The organism is Nonomuraea roseoviolacea subsp. carminata (assembly GCF_024172185.1).
In the GTDB taxonomy this organism is placed as follows: Bacteria; Actinomycetota; Actinomycetes; order Streptosporangiales; family Streptosporangiaceae; genus Nonomuraea; species Nonomuraea roseoviolacea.
The window spans coordinates 5,396,107-5,411,967 of sequence record NZ_JAMZEC010000001.1 but is presented as its reverse complement, the minus strand read 5'-3'; the positions used below and the strand labels follow the sequence as shown (position 1 = coordinate 5,411,967).

Genomic DNA, 15,861 nt, shown 5'->3' with positions numbered 1-15,861 from the left:
CCCGGCTCCGCAAGGTCAACCCGCCAACCCGGGTGACAACGTTGTCCGCCTCACCGGCATGGGACATGATCCAGGCGTGAGACCGACGATGAAGGACGTGGCCTCGGCCGCCGGGGTGGCGCTCAAGACCGTGTCCCGGGTGGTGAACGGCGAACCCGGCGTCCACCCGGCCACGGCCGAGCGGGTGCGTGAGGCCATCGACCGCCTCGGCTACAGCCGCAACGAGAGCGCGCGAGTGCTCCGCGCCGGCCGCACGTCCACCGTCGGCCTGGTCATCGAGGACCTCGCCGACCCCTTCTACTCGGTGCTCGGCCGGGCCGTCGAGGACGTCGTCATCGGCGCGGGCTGCCTGCTGCTGAGCGCCTCGTCGAGCGAGGACCCGGCGCGGGAGCGCGAGCTGGTGCGCACGTTCTGCGCGCGCCGGGTGGACGGGCTCATCATGGTCCCGGCCGGGCACGACCACTCGTACCTGCGCCAGGAGCTGGAGGCGGGCACGCCGGCGGTCTTCGCGGACCGGCCGCCGGGGCCGGGGCTCGACGTGGACACCGTGCTGTGCGACAACGCGGGCGGCGCCGTGCTGGTGACCCGGCACCTGCTCGCGCACGGGCACCGCCGGATCGCCTTCCTCGGCGACGACCCGTCGATCTTCACGGCCGCGCGGCGGCTGCACGGCTACCGCTCCGCGATGGGCCACCTGTACGACGAGCGGCTGGTCGCGATGCGGACGCCCACGCCCGGCTCGGTCCGGGCCGACCTGGAGCGCATGCTGTCCCTGGACCGGCCGCCGACGGCGCTGTTCACGGGCAACGGCCGGCTCACGGTGACGGCGCTGCGGGCGCTGGAGGGACGGCCGCTCGCGCTGGCCGGGTTCGACGACTTCGAGCTGGCCGACCTGCTGACGCCGGGGGTGACGGTGGTGGCGCAGGACCCGGCGGGGATGGGCCGGATCGCGGCGGAGCTGCTGTTCCGCCGCCTGTCCGGCGAGGACGACCCGCCGCGCCACGTCACACTCCCGGTACGGCTCATCCCCCGCGGCTCGGGCGAACTGCCTCCGTGACGAGGCCGTCCTCCGCGACGTCCCCGGCGGGAGTCTCCGTGGGCTCGTGCCGGGCCCGGAAGACCGGGATGAGGGCCAGCGCGGCCGTGACCCCCGCCGCGCCCGCCGCCGCGATCGCCACCCGCGGCCCGGCCGCCTCGCCGAGCGCCCCCACCAGGGCCGCGCCCACCGCCTGGCCGGTCATCAGCCCCGCCGACAGCAGCCCGTACGCCTGCCCGCGCACCTCCTCCGGTACGGCCTCCAGGAACCGGCGCTGCAACCCGAGCTGGTAGGCCAGCCCGGCGGTGGCGACCGCGGCGAGCGCCGCCGCGAAGCCCGTGCCCGGCCCGGCGAGGAAGCCCAGCCACGGCAGTCCGAGCAGCACGGCCAGCGGCAGCGACAGCCGCTCCCTCAGCCCCGGCGCCGCGAACCGGCCGACCGCGAACTCCCCGGCCGCCATGCCCACGGCAGCCGCCGCCAGCACCGCGCCGGCCCGACCCTGCCCGCCGAGGTAGGGCACGACCATCGCCTCGGCCCCGGCCAGGCACGCGGGCGGCAGCCAGCTCGCCAGCAGCAGCCCGCGCACCCGCCGGTCCCGCACCAGCAGCCCGTTCACGCGCACGGTCGACCGCACCGCCCCGCCACCCGGGCCTCGGGCGGCGGCAGCCGCGCTCCGGGCGGGCCGCCGGGGCAGGCCCGCCCACAGCACCACCGCGGCCGCCGCCGCCAGCGCCGCCGTGACCGCGAGCGCCCCCTCCGGGCCCGTGGCCGCGAGGAACGCTCCCCCGAGCGAGAGCCCCGCGATCTGCGCCCCCGCCGAGGTCACCCCCATGAGCGATCGGGCCAGCACGAACGCGTCCCCGGGCAGCACGTCGGGCAGCATCGCGTTGCGCGCCGCGCCGAACACCGGCGAGAACAACCCGGTCACCAGCACCAGCGCGAGCATCGCCCACACCGGCAGCCCGCCGTAGGCCAGCGCCAGGCAGACCGCCACCCGCACCAGCTCGCCGGCCACCATGAGCGCCCGGGCGGGCAGCCGGTCGGCCAGCGACAGCAGGAACATCCCGCCGAGGATGTAGGGCAGCCACCCCACCATGTACGCGGCGGCCGACAGCCCCGGCGACCCGGTCCGCGCGTACACCAGCACCGACAGCGCCAGCATCTTGACCGAGTCGCCCGCGATCATCAGCGCGAAGCTCCCGAACAGGACCCGGAACTCCGGGACCGCGAACACCTCCTTGAACGTCGCCCCACGCTCGCTCACAGCGCCCCCGTCTCCCTACGTCTCTCCACGGTGCCGATGGTGGCGACCGAGGGACGCCCCCGGCGAACCTTTCGGATATAACCGAAAGGTGTTCACCATCGAGGTCACGCCCCAGGACGTGGCCGCCAGCCGGTTCGCCATCTCGCCGCTGATCGAGACCATGCACGCCCAGTGGGTCCTGGCCGGCCGGGTGGAGGCGGGGCCGCACCGGCGCTGGGCGGAGCGGTGGCGCGGGCCGTACCTGGAGCTGGAACGGGCCCGCCCCGCGCTGCGCGCCACGGCCGCGATCACCGGCAACCGGGGCGACAACGTGGACTTCGTCGCCCCGCCGCCCGCCGGGATGAGCGTGCCGTTCGAGACGGAGCTGGCCGCGATGCGCACCACGCCGGTCGCGCAGGCCCACGCGGAGATCACCGCGGTGCTGGCCGGCCGGCCGCCGGTGCCCGCGTGGGTGCGGGAGCTGCTGCTGGGCCCGGACGTCGTGCGGGTGCTGGCGGACGCGTTCGAGCTGCTGTGGCGGGAGATCGTCTCCCACGCCTGGCCGCGCTTCCACGCGGCGCTGGAACGCGACGTGATCCAGCGGGCCGGGCGGCTGGCGACCTACGGCTGGGCCGCGGCGCTCGGCGACCTCAGCTCGCAGGTGCGCTGGCGCGAGGGCCGCATCGAGATCGAGATGCGGAGCGGCGCCGACGAGCGTCACCGGCTCGGCGGGCGCGGGCTGCTGTTCCTGCCGTCGGTGTTCACCGGCAACGTGGGCGCCTACCTGGAGGAGGCGTGGCCGTACGCGCTGGTCTATCCGGCGAGGGGCGTGGCGGTGGAGCCGCCGCCGGCCGACGCGGGGCTCGCGGCGCTGGTCGGGCGGACCCGCGCGCGCATCCTGGCCGAGCTGGCCGTGCCCGCGACGACCACGCACCTGGCGGCCCTGCTGGAGCAGAGCGTCGGCACCACGGGCGGGCATCTGGCGGCCCTGCGCGGCACGGGTCTCGTGACCGGCACCCGCTCGGGCCGCTCCGTCCTCTACACGCGCACGCCGCTGGGAGACGCCCTGGTCGCGGGCTCGCTTCCCTGAGACCTCTCTCAGGGTCGGCCTCGGTGTTCGCCGGTGCCGGTCACGCCGGGGTGCGGGGCTCGCTAGCCTTCTCTCGGAGTGTGCGGAGGTATAGTCGGTGCGCATCCGTTCTGCACACGTGTTCACGCACCTGATCTCGCAGATGATCTCGCACCCAGGGAGACCGCGCGCATGAATGCCGCCGACGTCGCACCGGAGGCCCAGACCAGGTTCCCTCAGGAGCTGATGTACGCGGCCGCCTCCCAGTACTACCTGGAGGACGCGACCCAGGCCGACATCGCCAAGCGGCTGGGCGTCAGCAGGGCGACCGTGAGCCGCCTGCTGACCGAGGCGCGCCGCCACGGCATCGTCGAGATCCGCGTCCACCGCCCCGCGACCCTGGAGGAGGGCCCGCTGGCCGCCGAGGTGGCCGAGGCCCTGCGGCTCCAGCGCGTCTACCTGGTGCCCAAGGTCAGCGGTCCGGCGCTGGGCCCCTGGCTGGCCCCCGGGCTGGCCAGGGCGCTGGCGGGCGTCGGGCTGACCTCCGGCGACACCGTGCTCGTCTCCTCCGGCAGCACGGTGTACGAGTGCGCGCGCGAGAGCCTCGGCCACTTCCCCGGCGTGACGATCGCGCCGGCCGTGGGCGGCCAGGAGGACCCGCAGCCCTGGTTCCAGACCAACGAGACCACCCGGTTGCTCGCCGAGCGGGTCGGCGGCGTGCCCAGCTACCTCTACGCGCCCGCGCTGCCGGGCCCCGAGCTGTTCGCCTCGCTCCAGCACGAGCCGTCGGTGCGGCGGGTCATGGACCTGTGGGCGCACGCCAAGTGCGCGATCGTCGGCGTGGGCTCGCCGCCGCTGATGCGGCAGGTCACGCCCGCCTTCGTGCCCCGCTACGCCGACAGCCTGCGCCAGGCCGTGGGCGACGTCTGCTCCCGCTTCTACGACCGCGACGGCGAGACGGTGGGCTTCCCGGGCAGCGAGCGGCTGGTCGCCACCGGCCTGGAGGAGCTGCGCCGCATCCCGTTCTCGATCGCGGTGGCCGCCGGCCCGGAGAAGGTCGTCTCGATCGTCGCGGGCGCCAAGGGCGGCTACTTCAACCAGCTCGTCACCGACGCCCTCACCGCCGAGAGCCTGCTCGCCGCCACCCGCTGACCCCGCGGGTTCCGCCGGCCCACACCCATCCCCGCGCCGCGCCCTGCCACGCGCACGCCAAGGCACCCCTCCGCGCCTTGCCATGCGCGCGCCTCGCCATGCCCTCAGCCGACCTTCCTAGGTGAACCGCAGGTCAAACGCATGGAAATACCGTGAACACTTTTGCTGGACAAATATTCCGAGGTCGCGCTAGCGTGAAACGCACCACAGCACGGCGCCGACCGTGAGCGCTCCGTGCGTGGCCGGGATCCCGACCCGACCGGCTCCGCGAGGACCTAGCAAGTGAGGAAGCGACCCGTGAACAGAGCCAAGATCCGGACCTCCGCGCTCGCCGCGGCGGCAATCGCCGCGAGCGTCTCCCTGACCGCCTGCGGCTCGGGCTCCACCGGTGGCGGCACCGGCTCAGGTGGCGGCGGCGTGGAGAACGCCAAGGTGGCCTTCCTCATGCCGGACCTGGCCTCCACCCGGTACGAGCTGGCCGACAAGCCGCTGTTCGAGGCCAAGATGAAGCAGCTCTGCCCGAGCTGCACGGTCATCTACCAGAACGCCGACTCCGACGCCGCCAAGCAGCAGCAGCAGGCCAACTCCGCCCTCGCGCAGGGCGTCAAGGCCCTCGTGATCGACCCCGTCGACTCCGCCGCCGCGGCCACGATCGTCAAGACGGCGCAGTCCCAGAAGGTGCCGGTCATCGCCTACGACCGGCCCATCCCGGCCACCCCCGCCGACTACTACGTCTCGTTCGACAACGAGAAGATCGGCGCGATGATCGCCCAGTCGCTGGTCGACCACCTCAAGCAGGAGAACGCCAAGGGCGGGCTCCTGGAGGTCAACGGCTCCCCCACCGACGCCGCGGCCGGCCTGATCAAGAAGGGCATCCACAGCGCGATCGACCCGAGCGGCTTCAAGCTGCTCGCCGAGTACGACACCCCCGACTGGCAGCCCGAGAAGGCGCAGACCTGGGTCAGCGGCCAGATCACCCGCTTCGGCGACCAGATCGCCGGCGTGGTGGCCGCCAACGACGGCACCGGCGGCGGCGCGATCGCCGCGTTCAAGGCCGCGGGCGTGAAGGTGCCCCCGGTCACGGGCAACGACGCCGAGGTGGCCGCCGCCCAGCGGATCATCGCCGGCGACCAGTACAACACCATCTCCAAGCCCATCAAGATCGTGGCCGAGGCGTCGGCGAACGTCGCCTACCAGTTCATGAAGGGCGAGAAGCCGGCCGGCAAGACGACCCTCTACAACACCCCGTCCGAGCTGTTCGTGCCCACGGTCGTCACCCGGCAGAACATCAACGAGGTGCTGTTCCAGAGCGGGATCATGAAGGCGTCGGAAGTGTGCACAGGTGCGTACGCCAAGGGCTGCGCCGAGCTGGGCATCAAGTAGCCCGCCTCGCGCGGCTCGGCATCGAGTAGACCGACAGGAGACCCCTTGTCCTCCATCCGGCAAGCAGACAGCCAGCAGGCGGACGCCCCGCGCGCCGAGAGCGTCCTGTCGCTGCGCGGGATCCACAAGACCTTCGGCGCCGTCGCGGCGCTGACGGACGTGGATCTCGACGTGGCCGCCGGCCAGGTCGTGGCCGTGGTCGGCGACAACGGCGCCGGCAAGTCCACCCTGGTCAAGATCCTGTCGGGGGTCCATCCGCCGGACTCGGGCACGATCACGTTCGAGTCGCGCGAGGTGCACATCCCGACGCCGGCGGCGGCGCACAAGCTGGGCATCGCCACCGTCTTCCAGGACCTCGCCCTCTGCGAGAACCTCAACGTGATCCAGAACCTGTTCCTGGGCCAGGAGGTGCGCCCGCTCCGGCTCAACGACGTGGCGATGGAGACCCGCTCGTGGGAGCTGCTGCGGCAGCTCTCCGCGAAGATCCCCAGCGTGCGGGTGCCGGTGGCGTCGCTGTCCGGCGGCCAGCGGCAGACGGTCGCCATCGCCCGGTCGCTGCTCGGCGACCCGAAGGTCATCATCCTCGACGAGCCCACGGCCGCCCTGGGCGTCGCCCAGACGGCCGAGGTGCTCAACCTCGTCGAGCGGCTCCGCGAGAACGGCCTCGGCGTCATCATGATCAGCCACAACATGGCCGACGTGAAGGCCGTGGCCGACACCGTGGCCGTGCTCCGGCTCGGCCGCAACAACGGTGTCTTCGACGTCGCGGACGTCTCCACCGAGGACATCATCGCCGCCATCACCGGCGCCACCGACAACGTGGTGTCACAGCGGCAGGCGCGCAGCAAGGAAGGGCTCTCGTCGTGAACAGCATGGTCACCACCGATCGCCAGGACGAGCGGCTGCAGAGCCGCGAGGGGCTGCGCGGCGCGGTCACCGACGTGGTGGAGCGCGCCCGCGGCGGCGACCTCGGCGTGATCCCCGTCGTGGTCGGCCTGATCGTGATCTGGACCGTCCTGCAGATCCTCAACCCGGTGTTCCTGTCCAGCGCCAACCTGGTCAACCTCACGCTGGAGTCGGCCGCGGTCGGCGTGATCGCGCTCGGCATCGTGTGCGTCCTGCTCGTCGGCGAGATCGACCTGTCGGTCGGCTCGGTCAGCGGCCTGTCGGCGGCGGTGCTGGCGGTCCTGTTCGTCGGGCAGGACCTTCCGGTGTGGCTGGCCATCGCCGCCTCCGTGATCATGGGCGCGGCGATCGGCTGGGTGTACGCGCAGCTCTACAACCGCTTCGGCGTGCCGAGCTTCGTCATCACCCTGGCCGGCCTGCTGGCCTTCCTCGGTCTCCAGCTCTACGTGCTGGGCACCAAGGGGTCGATCAACCTGCCGTTCGACTCCGGCCTGGTGGCCTTCGCCCAGCTCGACTTCGTGCCCGCGTGGCTGTCGTACACGTTCGCCGTGCTCGCGGCGGGCGGACTGTTCGTCAGCGGCTGGCTGCACGCCCGCGAGCGGCAGCGCGCCGGGCTGTCGGCCAGGGGCGTGCCCGTGCTGGCGCTGCGGAGCGCGGCGCTGCTCGTCGTGCTGCTGTTCGTGGTCTGGTACCTCGGCCAGACGCGCGGCGTGGGCTGGATGTTCGTCTTCTTCGTCGCGCTCGTGCTGATCATGCACTACTTCCTGTCCCGGACGAAGTGGGGCCGGTCGGTCTACGCCGTCGGCGGCAACGTCGAGGCGGCCCGGCGGGCCGGCATCAACGTCAGGGCCGTCTACACCTCGGTGTTCGTGCTCTGCTCGACGTTCGCCGCGGTGGGCGGCATCCTGGCCGCCGCCCGGCTGGCCGCCGCCAACCAGAGCAGCGGCACCGGCGACGTCAACCTCAACGCCATCGCCGCCGCGGTCATCGGCGGGACGAGCCTGTTCGGCGGGCGCGGCACCGCGTTCGGCGCGCTGCTCGGCATCATCGTCATCCAGTCCATCTCCAGCGGCCTGACCCTGCTCAACCTCGACTCCTCCATCCGGTTCGTGGTGACGGGCGTGGTGCTGCTGCTGGCCGTGGTGGTCGACTCGGTGGCGCGCAAGTCGCGTACCTCTCACGGAAGGGCCTGATGGCCGTCATCTGCGTCGACGCCGGCACCACGGTGATCAAGGCGGTCGGCTACGACGAGGAGGGCGCCGAGGTCGCGGTGGCCCGGCGCGAGACCCGCGTGTCCCGGCCCCTGCCGGGCCACGCCGAGCAGGACATGGACGACGTCTGGGACGCGGTCGCGCACACCGTGCGCGAGGTCGCGTCCCAGGTGGACGTGCCGGTCGGCTTCGTCGCCCTCACCGCGCAGGGCGACGGCGCCTGGCTCGTCGGCCGCGACGGCCGCCCGACCGGCCCGGCGATCCTGTGGAACGACGCCCGCGCCGGCGCCGTGGTGGACCGCTGGAACCGCTCCGGGCTGGCCGAACGCGCGTTCCGCGGCAACGGCTCGTCGGCGGCCTCCGGGCTGCCGCACGCCATCCTGACCTGGCTGAACGAGCACGACCCGGACCGGATCACCCGCTCGGCCGCGCTCCTGACCTGCGGCGGGTGGATCTTCTCCCGCATGACCGGCGAGCTGGCGGCCGACGAGTCGGACGCCTCCGCCCCGTTCCTCGACCTGCGGGCCCGCTCCTACTCCCCCGAGCTGCTGCGGCTGTTCGACCTGGAGTGGGCGGAGCGGCTGCTGCCGGAGCTGCGCGACGACGAGCACCGCGTGGCGGGCCTGACCGCCGAGGCGGCCGGCGCGCTCGGGCTGCCGGCCGGCACCCCGGTCGTGATGGCCCCGTACGACATCGTCTCCACCGCGATCGGCGCGGGAGCCGTGGGGGCCGGGCAGGCGTGCAGCATCCTCGGCACCACGCTGTGCACCGAGACGGTCGTGGCCGAGCCCGAGCTGGACGGCCCGGCCGTGGGCATCACCATCGCCGTCCCGGGCGGCTACCTGCGGGCCTTCCCCACCTTCGCCGGGACCGAGGTGCTGCACTGGGCGTGCCGCATGCTGGGCCTGGCCGGCCCGGCCGAGCTGGGCGAGCTGGCCGCCGCCGCGCCGCCGGGCGCGTGCGGGCTGGCGTTCCTGCCGTACTTCTCGCCGGCCGGCGAGCGGGCGCCGTTCTCCGACCCGCTGGCCCGGGGGGCGTTCCTGGGCATGTCGTTCGAGCACGGCCGCGAGCACGTGGCCCGGGCCGTGCTGGAGGGGCTGACGCTGGTCGTCCAGGACTGCCTGGCCGCCTCCGGCGCGCCGGCCCGCGAGCTGCGGGTGTGCGGCGGCGGCTCGGCCAGCGACCTGTGGGTGCGGATGATCGCCGACGTCACCGGCGTGCCCGTGCTCCGCTCGGCCGACTCCGAGGTGGGCGCCCGGGGCGCGTTCCTCGTCGGCCTGGCCGCGACCGGCGGCGCCTCGGACATCGCGGCCGCCGCCGACCGGCACGTACGGCTGCGCGACGCCGTGCGCCCCGAACCGGGCGCGTACCGCACCGCGTACAAGGACTTCCTCGCCCTGCGCGAGACCACCGCGGGATCGTGGCCGCTGCTGGCCGAGATGCGCGCCCGCACGGGGAGCGGCGCATGACGGTGCCGCACCCCACGACGGACATGACGGGCATGACGGGGAGCACGGCATGAGCGTGTGGATCGGCGTCGACCTCGGGACGCAGAGCGTGCGGGCGATGGCCGTGGCCGCCGACGGGCAGGTGCTCGGCGCGGCCAGCCGGCCGCTGACCAGCCGCCGCGACGGGCCCCGGCACGAGCAGGACCCCGAGCAGTGGTGGGAGGAGCTGGCCGCGGCGACCCGCGAGGCGCTGGACGGCGTGCCGCCCGAGCGGGTCAGGGGCGTGGCCGTGGACGCCACCTCCGGCACGATCCTGCTCGCCGACCGGGCGGGCCGCCCGCTGACGCCCGGCCTCATGTACGACGACCGCCGCGCCGCCGGCGAGGTGGACCGGGTCAACGCGGCGGGCGCCCACGTGTGGGAGAAGCTCGGCTACCGGCGCATGCAGGCCACCTGGGCGCTGCCCAAGCTGCTGTGGCTGCTGGGCGACGCCCCCGAGGGCGCCCGGCTGTCCCACCAGAACGACTTCGTCAACCGCCGCCTGGCCGGCCACGAGGTCGCCACCGACCTGAGCAACGCGCTGAAGACCGGCGTGGACCTCGTCGAGGAGCGCTGGCCGCACGACGTGCTCGACGCGCTGGGCGTCCCCGCCGCGATGCTGCCCGCCGTCGTACGGCCGGGCAGCGTGCTCGGCCAGGTGTGCGCCCAGGCCGCCGAGGAGACCGGCATCCCGGAGGGCACCCCGATCGTCGCCGGCACCACCGACGGGTGCGCCGCCCAGCTCGGCGCCGGCGCCCTGCGGCCGGGGAGCTGGAACTCCGTGATGGGCACGACGCTCGTCCTCAAGGGCGTCACCCGCGAGCTGGTCCACGACCCGCTCGGCGTCGTCTACTCCCACCGGGCGCCCGACGGCTCCTGGCTGCCCGGCGGCGCGTCCAGCACCGGCGCCGGGGTGCTGGCGCGCGATCTGCCGGGCCGCGACCTCGACGCGCTCGCCGCGGAGGCCGCCCGCCGTTTCGGCCCCGGCGGCGGGGAACCGGCGGCCACCACCTACCCGCTGGTCTCGCGCGGCGAGCGGTTCCCGTTCGCCGCGCCGGAGGCGGAGGGCTTCACGCTCGGCGAGGTGGCCGACGACGTCGACCGCTACGCCGCGATCCTGCGCGGCGCCGCGTACGTCGAGCGGCTCTGCTTCGACTACCTCGACCTGCTCGGCGCGCCCGTCGACGGCGAGATCATCCTGACCGGCGGCGCCACCAGGAGCGCCTACTGGAACCGGCTGCGGGCGAGCGTCCTCGGCCGTCCCGTGACCCTGCGGGAGAACGCCGAGCCCGCGCTCGGCATGGCGGCGCTGGCCGCCGGCCCCGGCGCGACGGACGGGATGGTCCGCACCCGGGAGATCGTCCACCCCGACGGCGGCGACGGCCTGCGCGAGCACTACCTGCGCTTCGTCGGCGAACTGGAAACCCGCGGCTGGCTGCCCGCCTCGGCCGCCGCCCACGCCCGCAAGAGGAGCACCCATTGACTCGGCTCGTTCTGGTGCGTCACGGCGAGACCGTCTGGCACGCCGAGAACCGTTACGCCGGACTCAGCGACGTCGCGCTGACCCCGCGCGGCCGCGAGCAGGCCGCCGAGCTGGCCGCCTGGGCCGCCGGCGCCGGGCTCACCGGCGTCTGGGCCTCGCCGCTCAGCCGGGCCGTGATCACCGCCACGCCCAGCGCCGAGGCCGCCGGGGTGGAGCTGCGCGTGGACGAGCGGCTGCGCGAGATCGACTTCGGCCAGGGTGACGGCCTGACCTCGGCCGAGATGCACGAGCGCTTCCCCGAGGCGCGCGCCGCGTTCGAGGCCGACCCCGCCGCGCACCCGCTGCCCGGCGGCGAGGACCCGGCGGCCGTGGCCGACCGGTTCGTGGCCGCGCTGGAGGACGTCCGCGCCGCCCAGCCGGACGGCCGGGTGCTGGTGGTGGCCCACACGACCGCCATCAGACTCGCCCTGTGCCGGCTCATCGGGGTGCCGCTCGGCTCCTACCGCCGGCTGTTCCCGAGCCTGGGCAACTGCGCCGTCACGGAGCTGCGCCTGCGGGACGGGCAGGTCGCCATGCTGCAGTTCAACTCTCCGATTGGAGCCGACCGTTGACCATCCGAGTCCTCGCCGCGGGCGACCACTTCGTCACCAACAGCCTGCTCATCGACGCGCTCAAGCGCGAGGTGCCCGGCGAGCTGGACATCCGGGAGCTCACGCTGCCGTGGCCGGTCGTCCCGTTCGGCCCGGTGGGCGAGGTGAAAGAGGCCTCCGACGTGGAGGACGAGCTGATCGAGGCGCTGCGGGACGTGGAGGTGTGCGTCACGCAGATGGCGCCGCTGACCCGGCGGGTGCTCGACGCCAGCCCCGCCCTGCGGCTGTTCTGCGTCAGCCGGGGCGGCCCCGTCAACGCCAACCTGGAGGCCGCCACCGAGGCGGGCGTGGCCGTCACGTTCGCGCCCGGCCGCAACGCCGTGGCCACGGCCGAGCACACGCTGGCCCTGCTGCTCGCGGCCACCCGCCGGGTCCCGCAGACGCACGCCGACCTGGCCGGGGGCGTGTGGCGGGGCGACTACTACCGCTACGACATGGTCGGGCCGGAGCTCGACGGCAGCACGGTCGGCCTGGTCGGCTACGGCGCGATCGGGCGGCGCGTGAGCCGCATGCTGGAAGGGTTCGGCGCCGAGGTGCTGGTGTACGACCCGTACGTGGACGACGTGCCCGGCAAGGTCGAGCTTGCGGAGCTGCTGTCGCGCTCCCGCTTCGTGTCCCTGCACGCGCGGGCCACGCCCGAGACCACCGGCATGATCGGGGCGGCGCAGATCGCGCTGATGCCCGCCGGGTCGGTGCTGGTCAACTGCGCGCGAGGGGCGCTGCTCGACTACGACGCCCTGTGCGACGCGCTGGAGTCCGGTCACCTGTTCGGCGCGGCCCTGGACGTCTTCCCCGAGGAGCCGATCCCGGCCGGGTCGCGCCTGCTGACCACGCCCAACCTGGTGATGACCCCGCACCTGGCGGGCGCCAGCAAGGAGACGGCGATCAAGGCGGCCCGGATCGTGGCGGCCGACGTCGCCCGCTACGTGCGCGGCGAGGCCCTGGCGCACTGCGCCAATCCGTCGTTCGCCACGTCCTGACGACGGCCGGGTGTCCCCGCTCCCGTTCGGGAGCGGGGACACGGTCAGCCCTTGAGCGCCCCGGCCATGAGGCCGCGCATGAAGAAGCGGCCCAGCAGCACGTAGATGAGCATGGTGGGGATGGACGACAGGATCGCCGCGGCCATCTGCTGGCTGTACGGCGTGGCCTGCGCGCCCGCGATGTTGTTCAGCATCACCGTGGCCGGCCAGCTCTGCGGCCCCGTGAGGAACACCGCGAACAGGAAGTCGTTCCACAGCGACGTGAACTGCCAGATGACCACGACGGCGATGGCCGGCGCGGAGACCGGCAGCACCACGGACCGGTACGTCCGCAGCATGCCGGCGCCGTCCACCCGCGACGCCTCGATCAGCTCGTCGGGGATCGTGACGTAGTAGTTGCGGAAGATCAGCGTGCAGATCGGGATGCCGTACACCACGTGCGCGAGCACCAGGCCCGGGATGCCGCCGTAGAAGACGCCCTGCAGCCCGGTCAGCTCGTTCAGGCCGACGAGGAGCTGCACCAGCGGGATCATCACGCCCTGGTACGGGATGAACATGCCGAACAGGAACAGCGTGAACAGCACGTCCGCGCCCGGGAAGCGCCACTTGGACAGCACGTAGCCGTTCATCGACCCGAGGGCGCACGACAGCAGCGACCCGGGGACGGCCAGCAGCACGCTGTTCCACAGGCCCGGCGCCAGCTTCTCCCAGGCGACCCGCCACGCCTCCGTGGTCCAGGTGACCGGCAGGTTCCACGCCTGGCCGGGGTCGGCCTCGGTGAGCGGCTTGAAGCTGGTGACCAGCAGGACGTACACGGGGATGAGGAAGACCACCACGAACGCGAGCAGGATCACCAGCCGCGCTCCGGTGGACACCCGTCCCCTCGCGGCGACCGCCGTCATGATCGCCTCTCCTTGCGCACGGACCAGACGAGGTACGGGATGACGAAGACGGCGACGCTCAGCACGATGTACGAGGCGATGGTGGCGCCCTTGGCCGGGTCGTGGGAGTCGAAGACCGCCACCCACATGAACACCGCCGGCACGTCCGTGATGATCTGCTTGCCGGAGACCGCCACGATGAGGTCGAACACCTTGAGCGAGATGTGGCCGAGGATGATCAGCGCCGAGAGCGTCACCGGGCGCAGCAGCGGCAGCACCACGTGCCGGTAGACGCCCCACTCGCCGCACCCGTCCACCCGCGCCGCCTCGCGCAGCTCCTCGGGGACGCCCCGGAAGCCCGCCAGGAACAACGCCATGACATATCCCGACATTTGCCAGATTGCTGGTAAGGCCATCGCGGCCATGCCCCAGTCGGGATCGCGGAACCACTGCCACTGCGGCAGCCCGATCGCGTCGAACAGCCGGTTCAGCCCGACCGCCCGCTCCTCCATGCCCGAGTTCATCAGCCACCGCCACACGATGCCGGTGGCGACGAACGAGACGGCCATCGGGAACAGGTAGATCGCCCGGAACGTGCCCTCCCCGCGGATGCCCTTCTCCATGAGGAAGGCGAGGAACCAGCCGAGCACCAGCGCGCCCAGCACGAACACGACCGTGAACATGATCGCGTGATTGACCGATATGTGCCATCTGGGCTGATCCCAGATGCTGACGAAGTTGTCCAGCCCGACGAACTTCCCCTCGGACACCTCGTCGTGCTTGTCCGTCATGGCCAGCCGGAAGTTCCAGCCCAGCATCCCGTACACGAACACGCCGATCGCCACGATCGACGGCGCGACCAGGAGCAGGCCCGGCAGCCAGGTGCGTGCCCGCCTCACGGCGAATCCCTCCAAGCCTCTCTCGCGGGCTTCCCTCGGGAGGCGCGGCGGGCGCCGGGAGGGCGCCCGCCGTGCCCGCGGCTCACTGGGCGTTCGCCTTGGCGGCGTCGGCCAGCGCCTTCTGCAGCGCGGCCACGTCCTTGCTCCCGATGAACAGGCCGACCGCCTCCGTGATCGCGGCCAGCCACGGCTGGTTCACGGACACGCCGTGCTGGATGGAGCCGGCGAGCTTGTCGCTCGACCAGTCCTTCAGGGCGTCGGCCAGGTAGTCGGTGTAGAGCGACTGGTCGGCGTCCTTGCGGGCCGGGATGGAGCCCTTCTTCGGGTTGAAGGCGTCCTGGCCCTCCTTGCTGGCCGCGACCTTGAGCCAGGCGACCGCCCCGTCACGGTTCTTGGCGCCCTTCGGCAGGGTGAAGCTGTCGGACAGCCACAGGTAGGTGCCCTCGGTGCCGGGCGAGGGCGCCCAGTCGAAGTCCTTCTTCGAGGTCTTGCCCAGGCCGCCGTCCGGCGGGTTGTGGAAGTAGCCGTACGCCCAGTCGCCCATGATGTTGAACGCGGCCTCGCCGTCGGCCACCTGCTTGGCCGCGGGCTGCCAGTCGTCCTGCGGGTCGCCCGCGTACGACATGATCGTCTTGAACGTCTCCAGGGCCTTGGTGACCTGCGGGGAGCTCCAGTCGGCGCCCGGCTTGAACAGCGCGTTGTAGGCGTCCGTGCCGAGCGAGCCGAGCAGGACGCTCTCCAGCAGGTGCGTCACCGTCCACTCGGAGCCGATCGACAGCGGGATCTTGCCCTTGGCCTTGACCTTGCCCAGGTCGGCGACGAACTCCTCCAGCGTCTTGGGCGCGCCGGCGATGCCGGCCTCCTTCAGCACCGACGGGTTGAACCACAGGACGTTCGAGCGGTGGATGTTCACCGGCACCGAGTAGACCTTGCCCTGGACGCTGATCTGGTCCACGAGCTGGGCCGGGAACACCTCGCGCAGCTTCAGCTCGTCGTAGAGGAAGTTGAGGTCCTCCAGGTCACCGGCCTTGATGTAGCCCTGCAGCTCGGCGCCCGCGTGGCCCTGGAAGGTGTCGGGCGGGGTGTCCGCCTGGAGCTTCGACTGCAGCAGCGCCTTGGCCTTGTCGCCGGAGCCGCCCGCGACCGCCGCGTCGAAGAACGTGTACGACGGGTTCTTCTGCTCGAAGATCTGCCGCATCGCCTTGAGCCCGTCGGCCTCCCCCGGTCCCGTCCACCAGGAGAACACCTCCACCTGTTTCTTGGCGTCACCCCCTCCCGAGGAGGGCTGCGCCCCCTTGCCCCCGCCGCCACCGCAGGCCGCCAGGGTGAGCACGCTCGCCAAAGTGATCGCGACGGTGGCCGTCCACCTACGCCGCATCATGCACCGTCCCTTCGAGAAACCCCCGAGAACGCGTGTCGACGACGCCGCCTGATTGACAACGTTGTCAGAAGGAATCAACCCACTTCGGCCTCCGAGCCGT

14 protein-coding genes are annotated in these 15,861 nt (G+C 73.0%); 10 read left to right on the top strand and 4 right to left on the bottom strand.

Features of this window, described 5'->3' with window-relative positions; translation table 11 throughout:
- Nucleotides 1-76 precede the first annotated feature (76 nt).
- Entirely contained in the window at nucleotides 77-1,057 is a 981-nt protein-coding gene (locus HD595_RS25175) for a LacI family DNA-binding transcriptional regulator (RefSeq protein WP_253773063.1), read from the top strand.
- Here the strand turns inward: HD595_RS25175 and HD595_RS25170 are convergent.
- Nucleotides 1,023-2,300: an MFS transporter gene (locus HD595_RS25170; RefSeq protein ID WP_253773061.1), complete on the bottom strand. Its 1,278-nt coding sequence runs from the start codon at nucleotides 2,298-2,300 to the stop codon at nucleotides 1,023-1,025. The two genes, HD595_RS25175 and HD595_RS25170, sit on opposite strands and share 35 nt — an antisense overlap.
- A gap of 88 nt (nucleotides 2,301-2,388) precedes the next feature.
- Between HD595_RS25170 and HD595_RS25165 the strand changes: the two genes are divergently transcribed.
- From HD595_RS25165 to HD595_RS25125, 9 genes are all read left to right on the top strand, one after another.
- Nucleotides 2,389-3,369, top strand: coding sequence for an ArsR/SmtB family transcription factor (locus tag HD595_RS25165; protein ID WP_253773060.1), 981 nt, complete (start codon nucleotides 2,389-2,391; stop codon nucleotides 3,367-3,369).
- 171 nt (nucleotides 3,370-3,540) lie between these two features.
- Complete coding sequence (locus tag HD595_RS25160; protein WP_253773058.1) at nucleotides 3,541-4,500, top strand: sugar-binding transcriptional regulator; 960 nt, start codon at nucleotides 3,541-3,543, stop codon at nucleotides 4,498-4,500.
- Nucleotides 4,501-4,797: 297 nt separating this feature from the next.
- Complete coding sequence (locus HD595_RS25155; RefSeq protein ID WP_253773055.1) at nucleotides 4,798-5,883, top strand: ABC transporter substrate-binding protein; 1,086 nt, start codon at nucleotides 4,798-4,800, stop codon at nucleotides 5,881-5,883.
- A gap of 45 nt (nucleotides 5,884-5,928) precedes the next feature.
- Entirely contained in the window at nucleotides 5,929-6,750 is an 822-nt protein-coding gene (locus tag HD595_RS25150; RefSeq protein WP_253773053.1) for an ATP-binding cassette domain-containing protein, read from the top strand.
- Nucleotides 6,751-6,755: 5 nt separating this feature from the next.
- Nucleotides 6,756-7,982: a sugar ABC transporter permease gene (locus tag HD595_RS25145; RefSeq protein WP_253781309.1), complete on the top strand. Its 1,227-nt coding sequence runs from the start codon at nucleotides 6,756-6,758 to the stop codon at nucleotides 7,980-7,982.
- On the top strand, nucleotides 7,982-9,469 hold the full coding sequence (locus HD595_RS25140; protein WP_253773051.1) for an FGGY-family carbohydrate kinase: 1,488 nt from the start codon (nucleotides 7,982-7,984) through the stop codon (nucleotides 9,467-9,469). Before HD595_RS25145 ends, HD595_RS25140 begins: the two co-directional genes overlap by 1 nt.
- Before the next feature lie 49 nt (nucleotides 9,470-9,518).
- Complete coding sequence (locus tag HD595_RS25135; RefSeq protein ID WP_253773049.1) at nucleotides 9,519-10,970, top strand: FGGY-family carbohydrate kinase; 1,452 nt, start codon at nucleotides 9,519-9,521, stop codon at nucleotides 10,968-10,970.
- Complete coding sequence (locus HD595_RS25130) at nucleotides 10,967-11,581, top strand: histidine phosphatase family protein (protein ID WP_253773047.1); 615 nt, start codon at nucleotides 10,967-10,969, stop codon at nucleotides 11,579-11,581. The genes HD595_RS25135 and HD595_RS25130 overlap by 4 nt, the downstream gene beginning before the upstream one ends.
- Nucleotides 11,578-12,600 carry a 2-hydroxyacid dehydrogenase gene (locus HD595_RS25125; protein WP_253773045.1) on the top strand — a complete coding sequence of 341 codons (1,023 nt, stop codon included), beginning with the start codon at nucleotides 11,578-11,580 and terminating at the stop codon, nucleotides 12,598-12,600. Before HD595_RS25130 ends, HD595_RS25125 begins: the two co-directional genes overlap by 4 nt.
- 44 nt (nucleotides 12,601-12,644) lie before the next feature.
- Here HD595_RS25125 and HD595_RS25120 read toward each other — a convergent pair whose 3' ends face one another.
- The 3 genes from HD595_RS25120 to HD595_RS25110 all read right to left on the bottom strand — a co-directional run bounded on the left by HD595_RS25120 (nucleotide 12,645) and on the right by HD595_RS25110 (nucleotide 15,758).
- Nucleotides 12,645-13,502: a carbohydrate ABC transporter permease gene (locus tag HD595_RS25120; protein WP_253773043.1), complete on the bottom strand. Its 858-nt coding sequence runs from the start codon at nucleotides 13,500-13,502 to the stop codon at nucleotides 12,645-12,647.
- Nucleotides 13,499-14,380, bottom strand: a complete 882-nt coding sequence (locus tag HD595_RS25115) for a carbohydrate ABC transporter permease (RefSeq protein WP_253773041.1) — start codon at nucleotides 14,378-14,380, stop codon at nucleotides 13,499-13,501. Before HD595_RS25115 ends, HD595_RS25120 begins: the two co-directional genes overlap by 4 nt.
- Nucleotides 14,381-14,462: 82 nt before the next feature.
- Nucleotides 14,463-15,758, bottom strand: a complete 1,296-nt coding sequence (locus tag HD595_RS25110) for an ABC transporter substrate-binding protein (RefSeq protein ID WP_253781307.1) — start codon at nucleotides 15,756-15,758, stop codon at nucleotides 14,463-14,465.
- Nucleotides 15,759-15,861: the final 103 nt, after the last annotated feature.

Excerpts from the sequence above, each read along its gene's own strand:
- HD595_RS25110 (WP_253781307.1), bottom strand. The coding sequence starts at position 15,758 with ATGCGGCGTAGGTGGACGGCCACCGTCGCGATCACTTTGGCGAGCGTG.
- HD595_RS25140 (WP_253773051.1), top strand. The coding sequence starts at position 7,982 with ATGGCCGTCATCTGCGTCGACGCCGGCACCACGGTGATCAAGGCGGTC.
- HD595_RS25160 (WP_253773058.1), top strand. The coding sequence starts at position 3,541 with ATGAATGCCGCCGACGTCGCACCGGAGGCCCAGACCAGGTTCCCTCAG.
- HD595_RS25145 (WP_253781309.1), top strand. The coding sequence starts at position 6,756 with ATGGTCACCACCGATCGCCAGGACGAGCGGCTGCAGAGCCGCGAGGGG.
- HD595_RS25120 (WP_253773043.1), bottom strand. The coding sequence starts at position 13,502 with ATGACGGCGGTCGCCGCGAGGGGACGGGTGTCCACCGGAGCGCGGCTG.
- HD595_RS25135 (WP_253773049.1), top strand. The coding sequence starts at position 9,519 with ATGAGCGTGTGGATCGGCGTCGACCTCGGGACGCAGAGCGTGCGGGCG.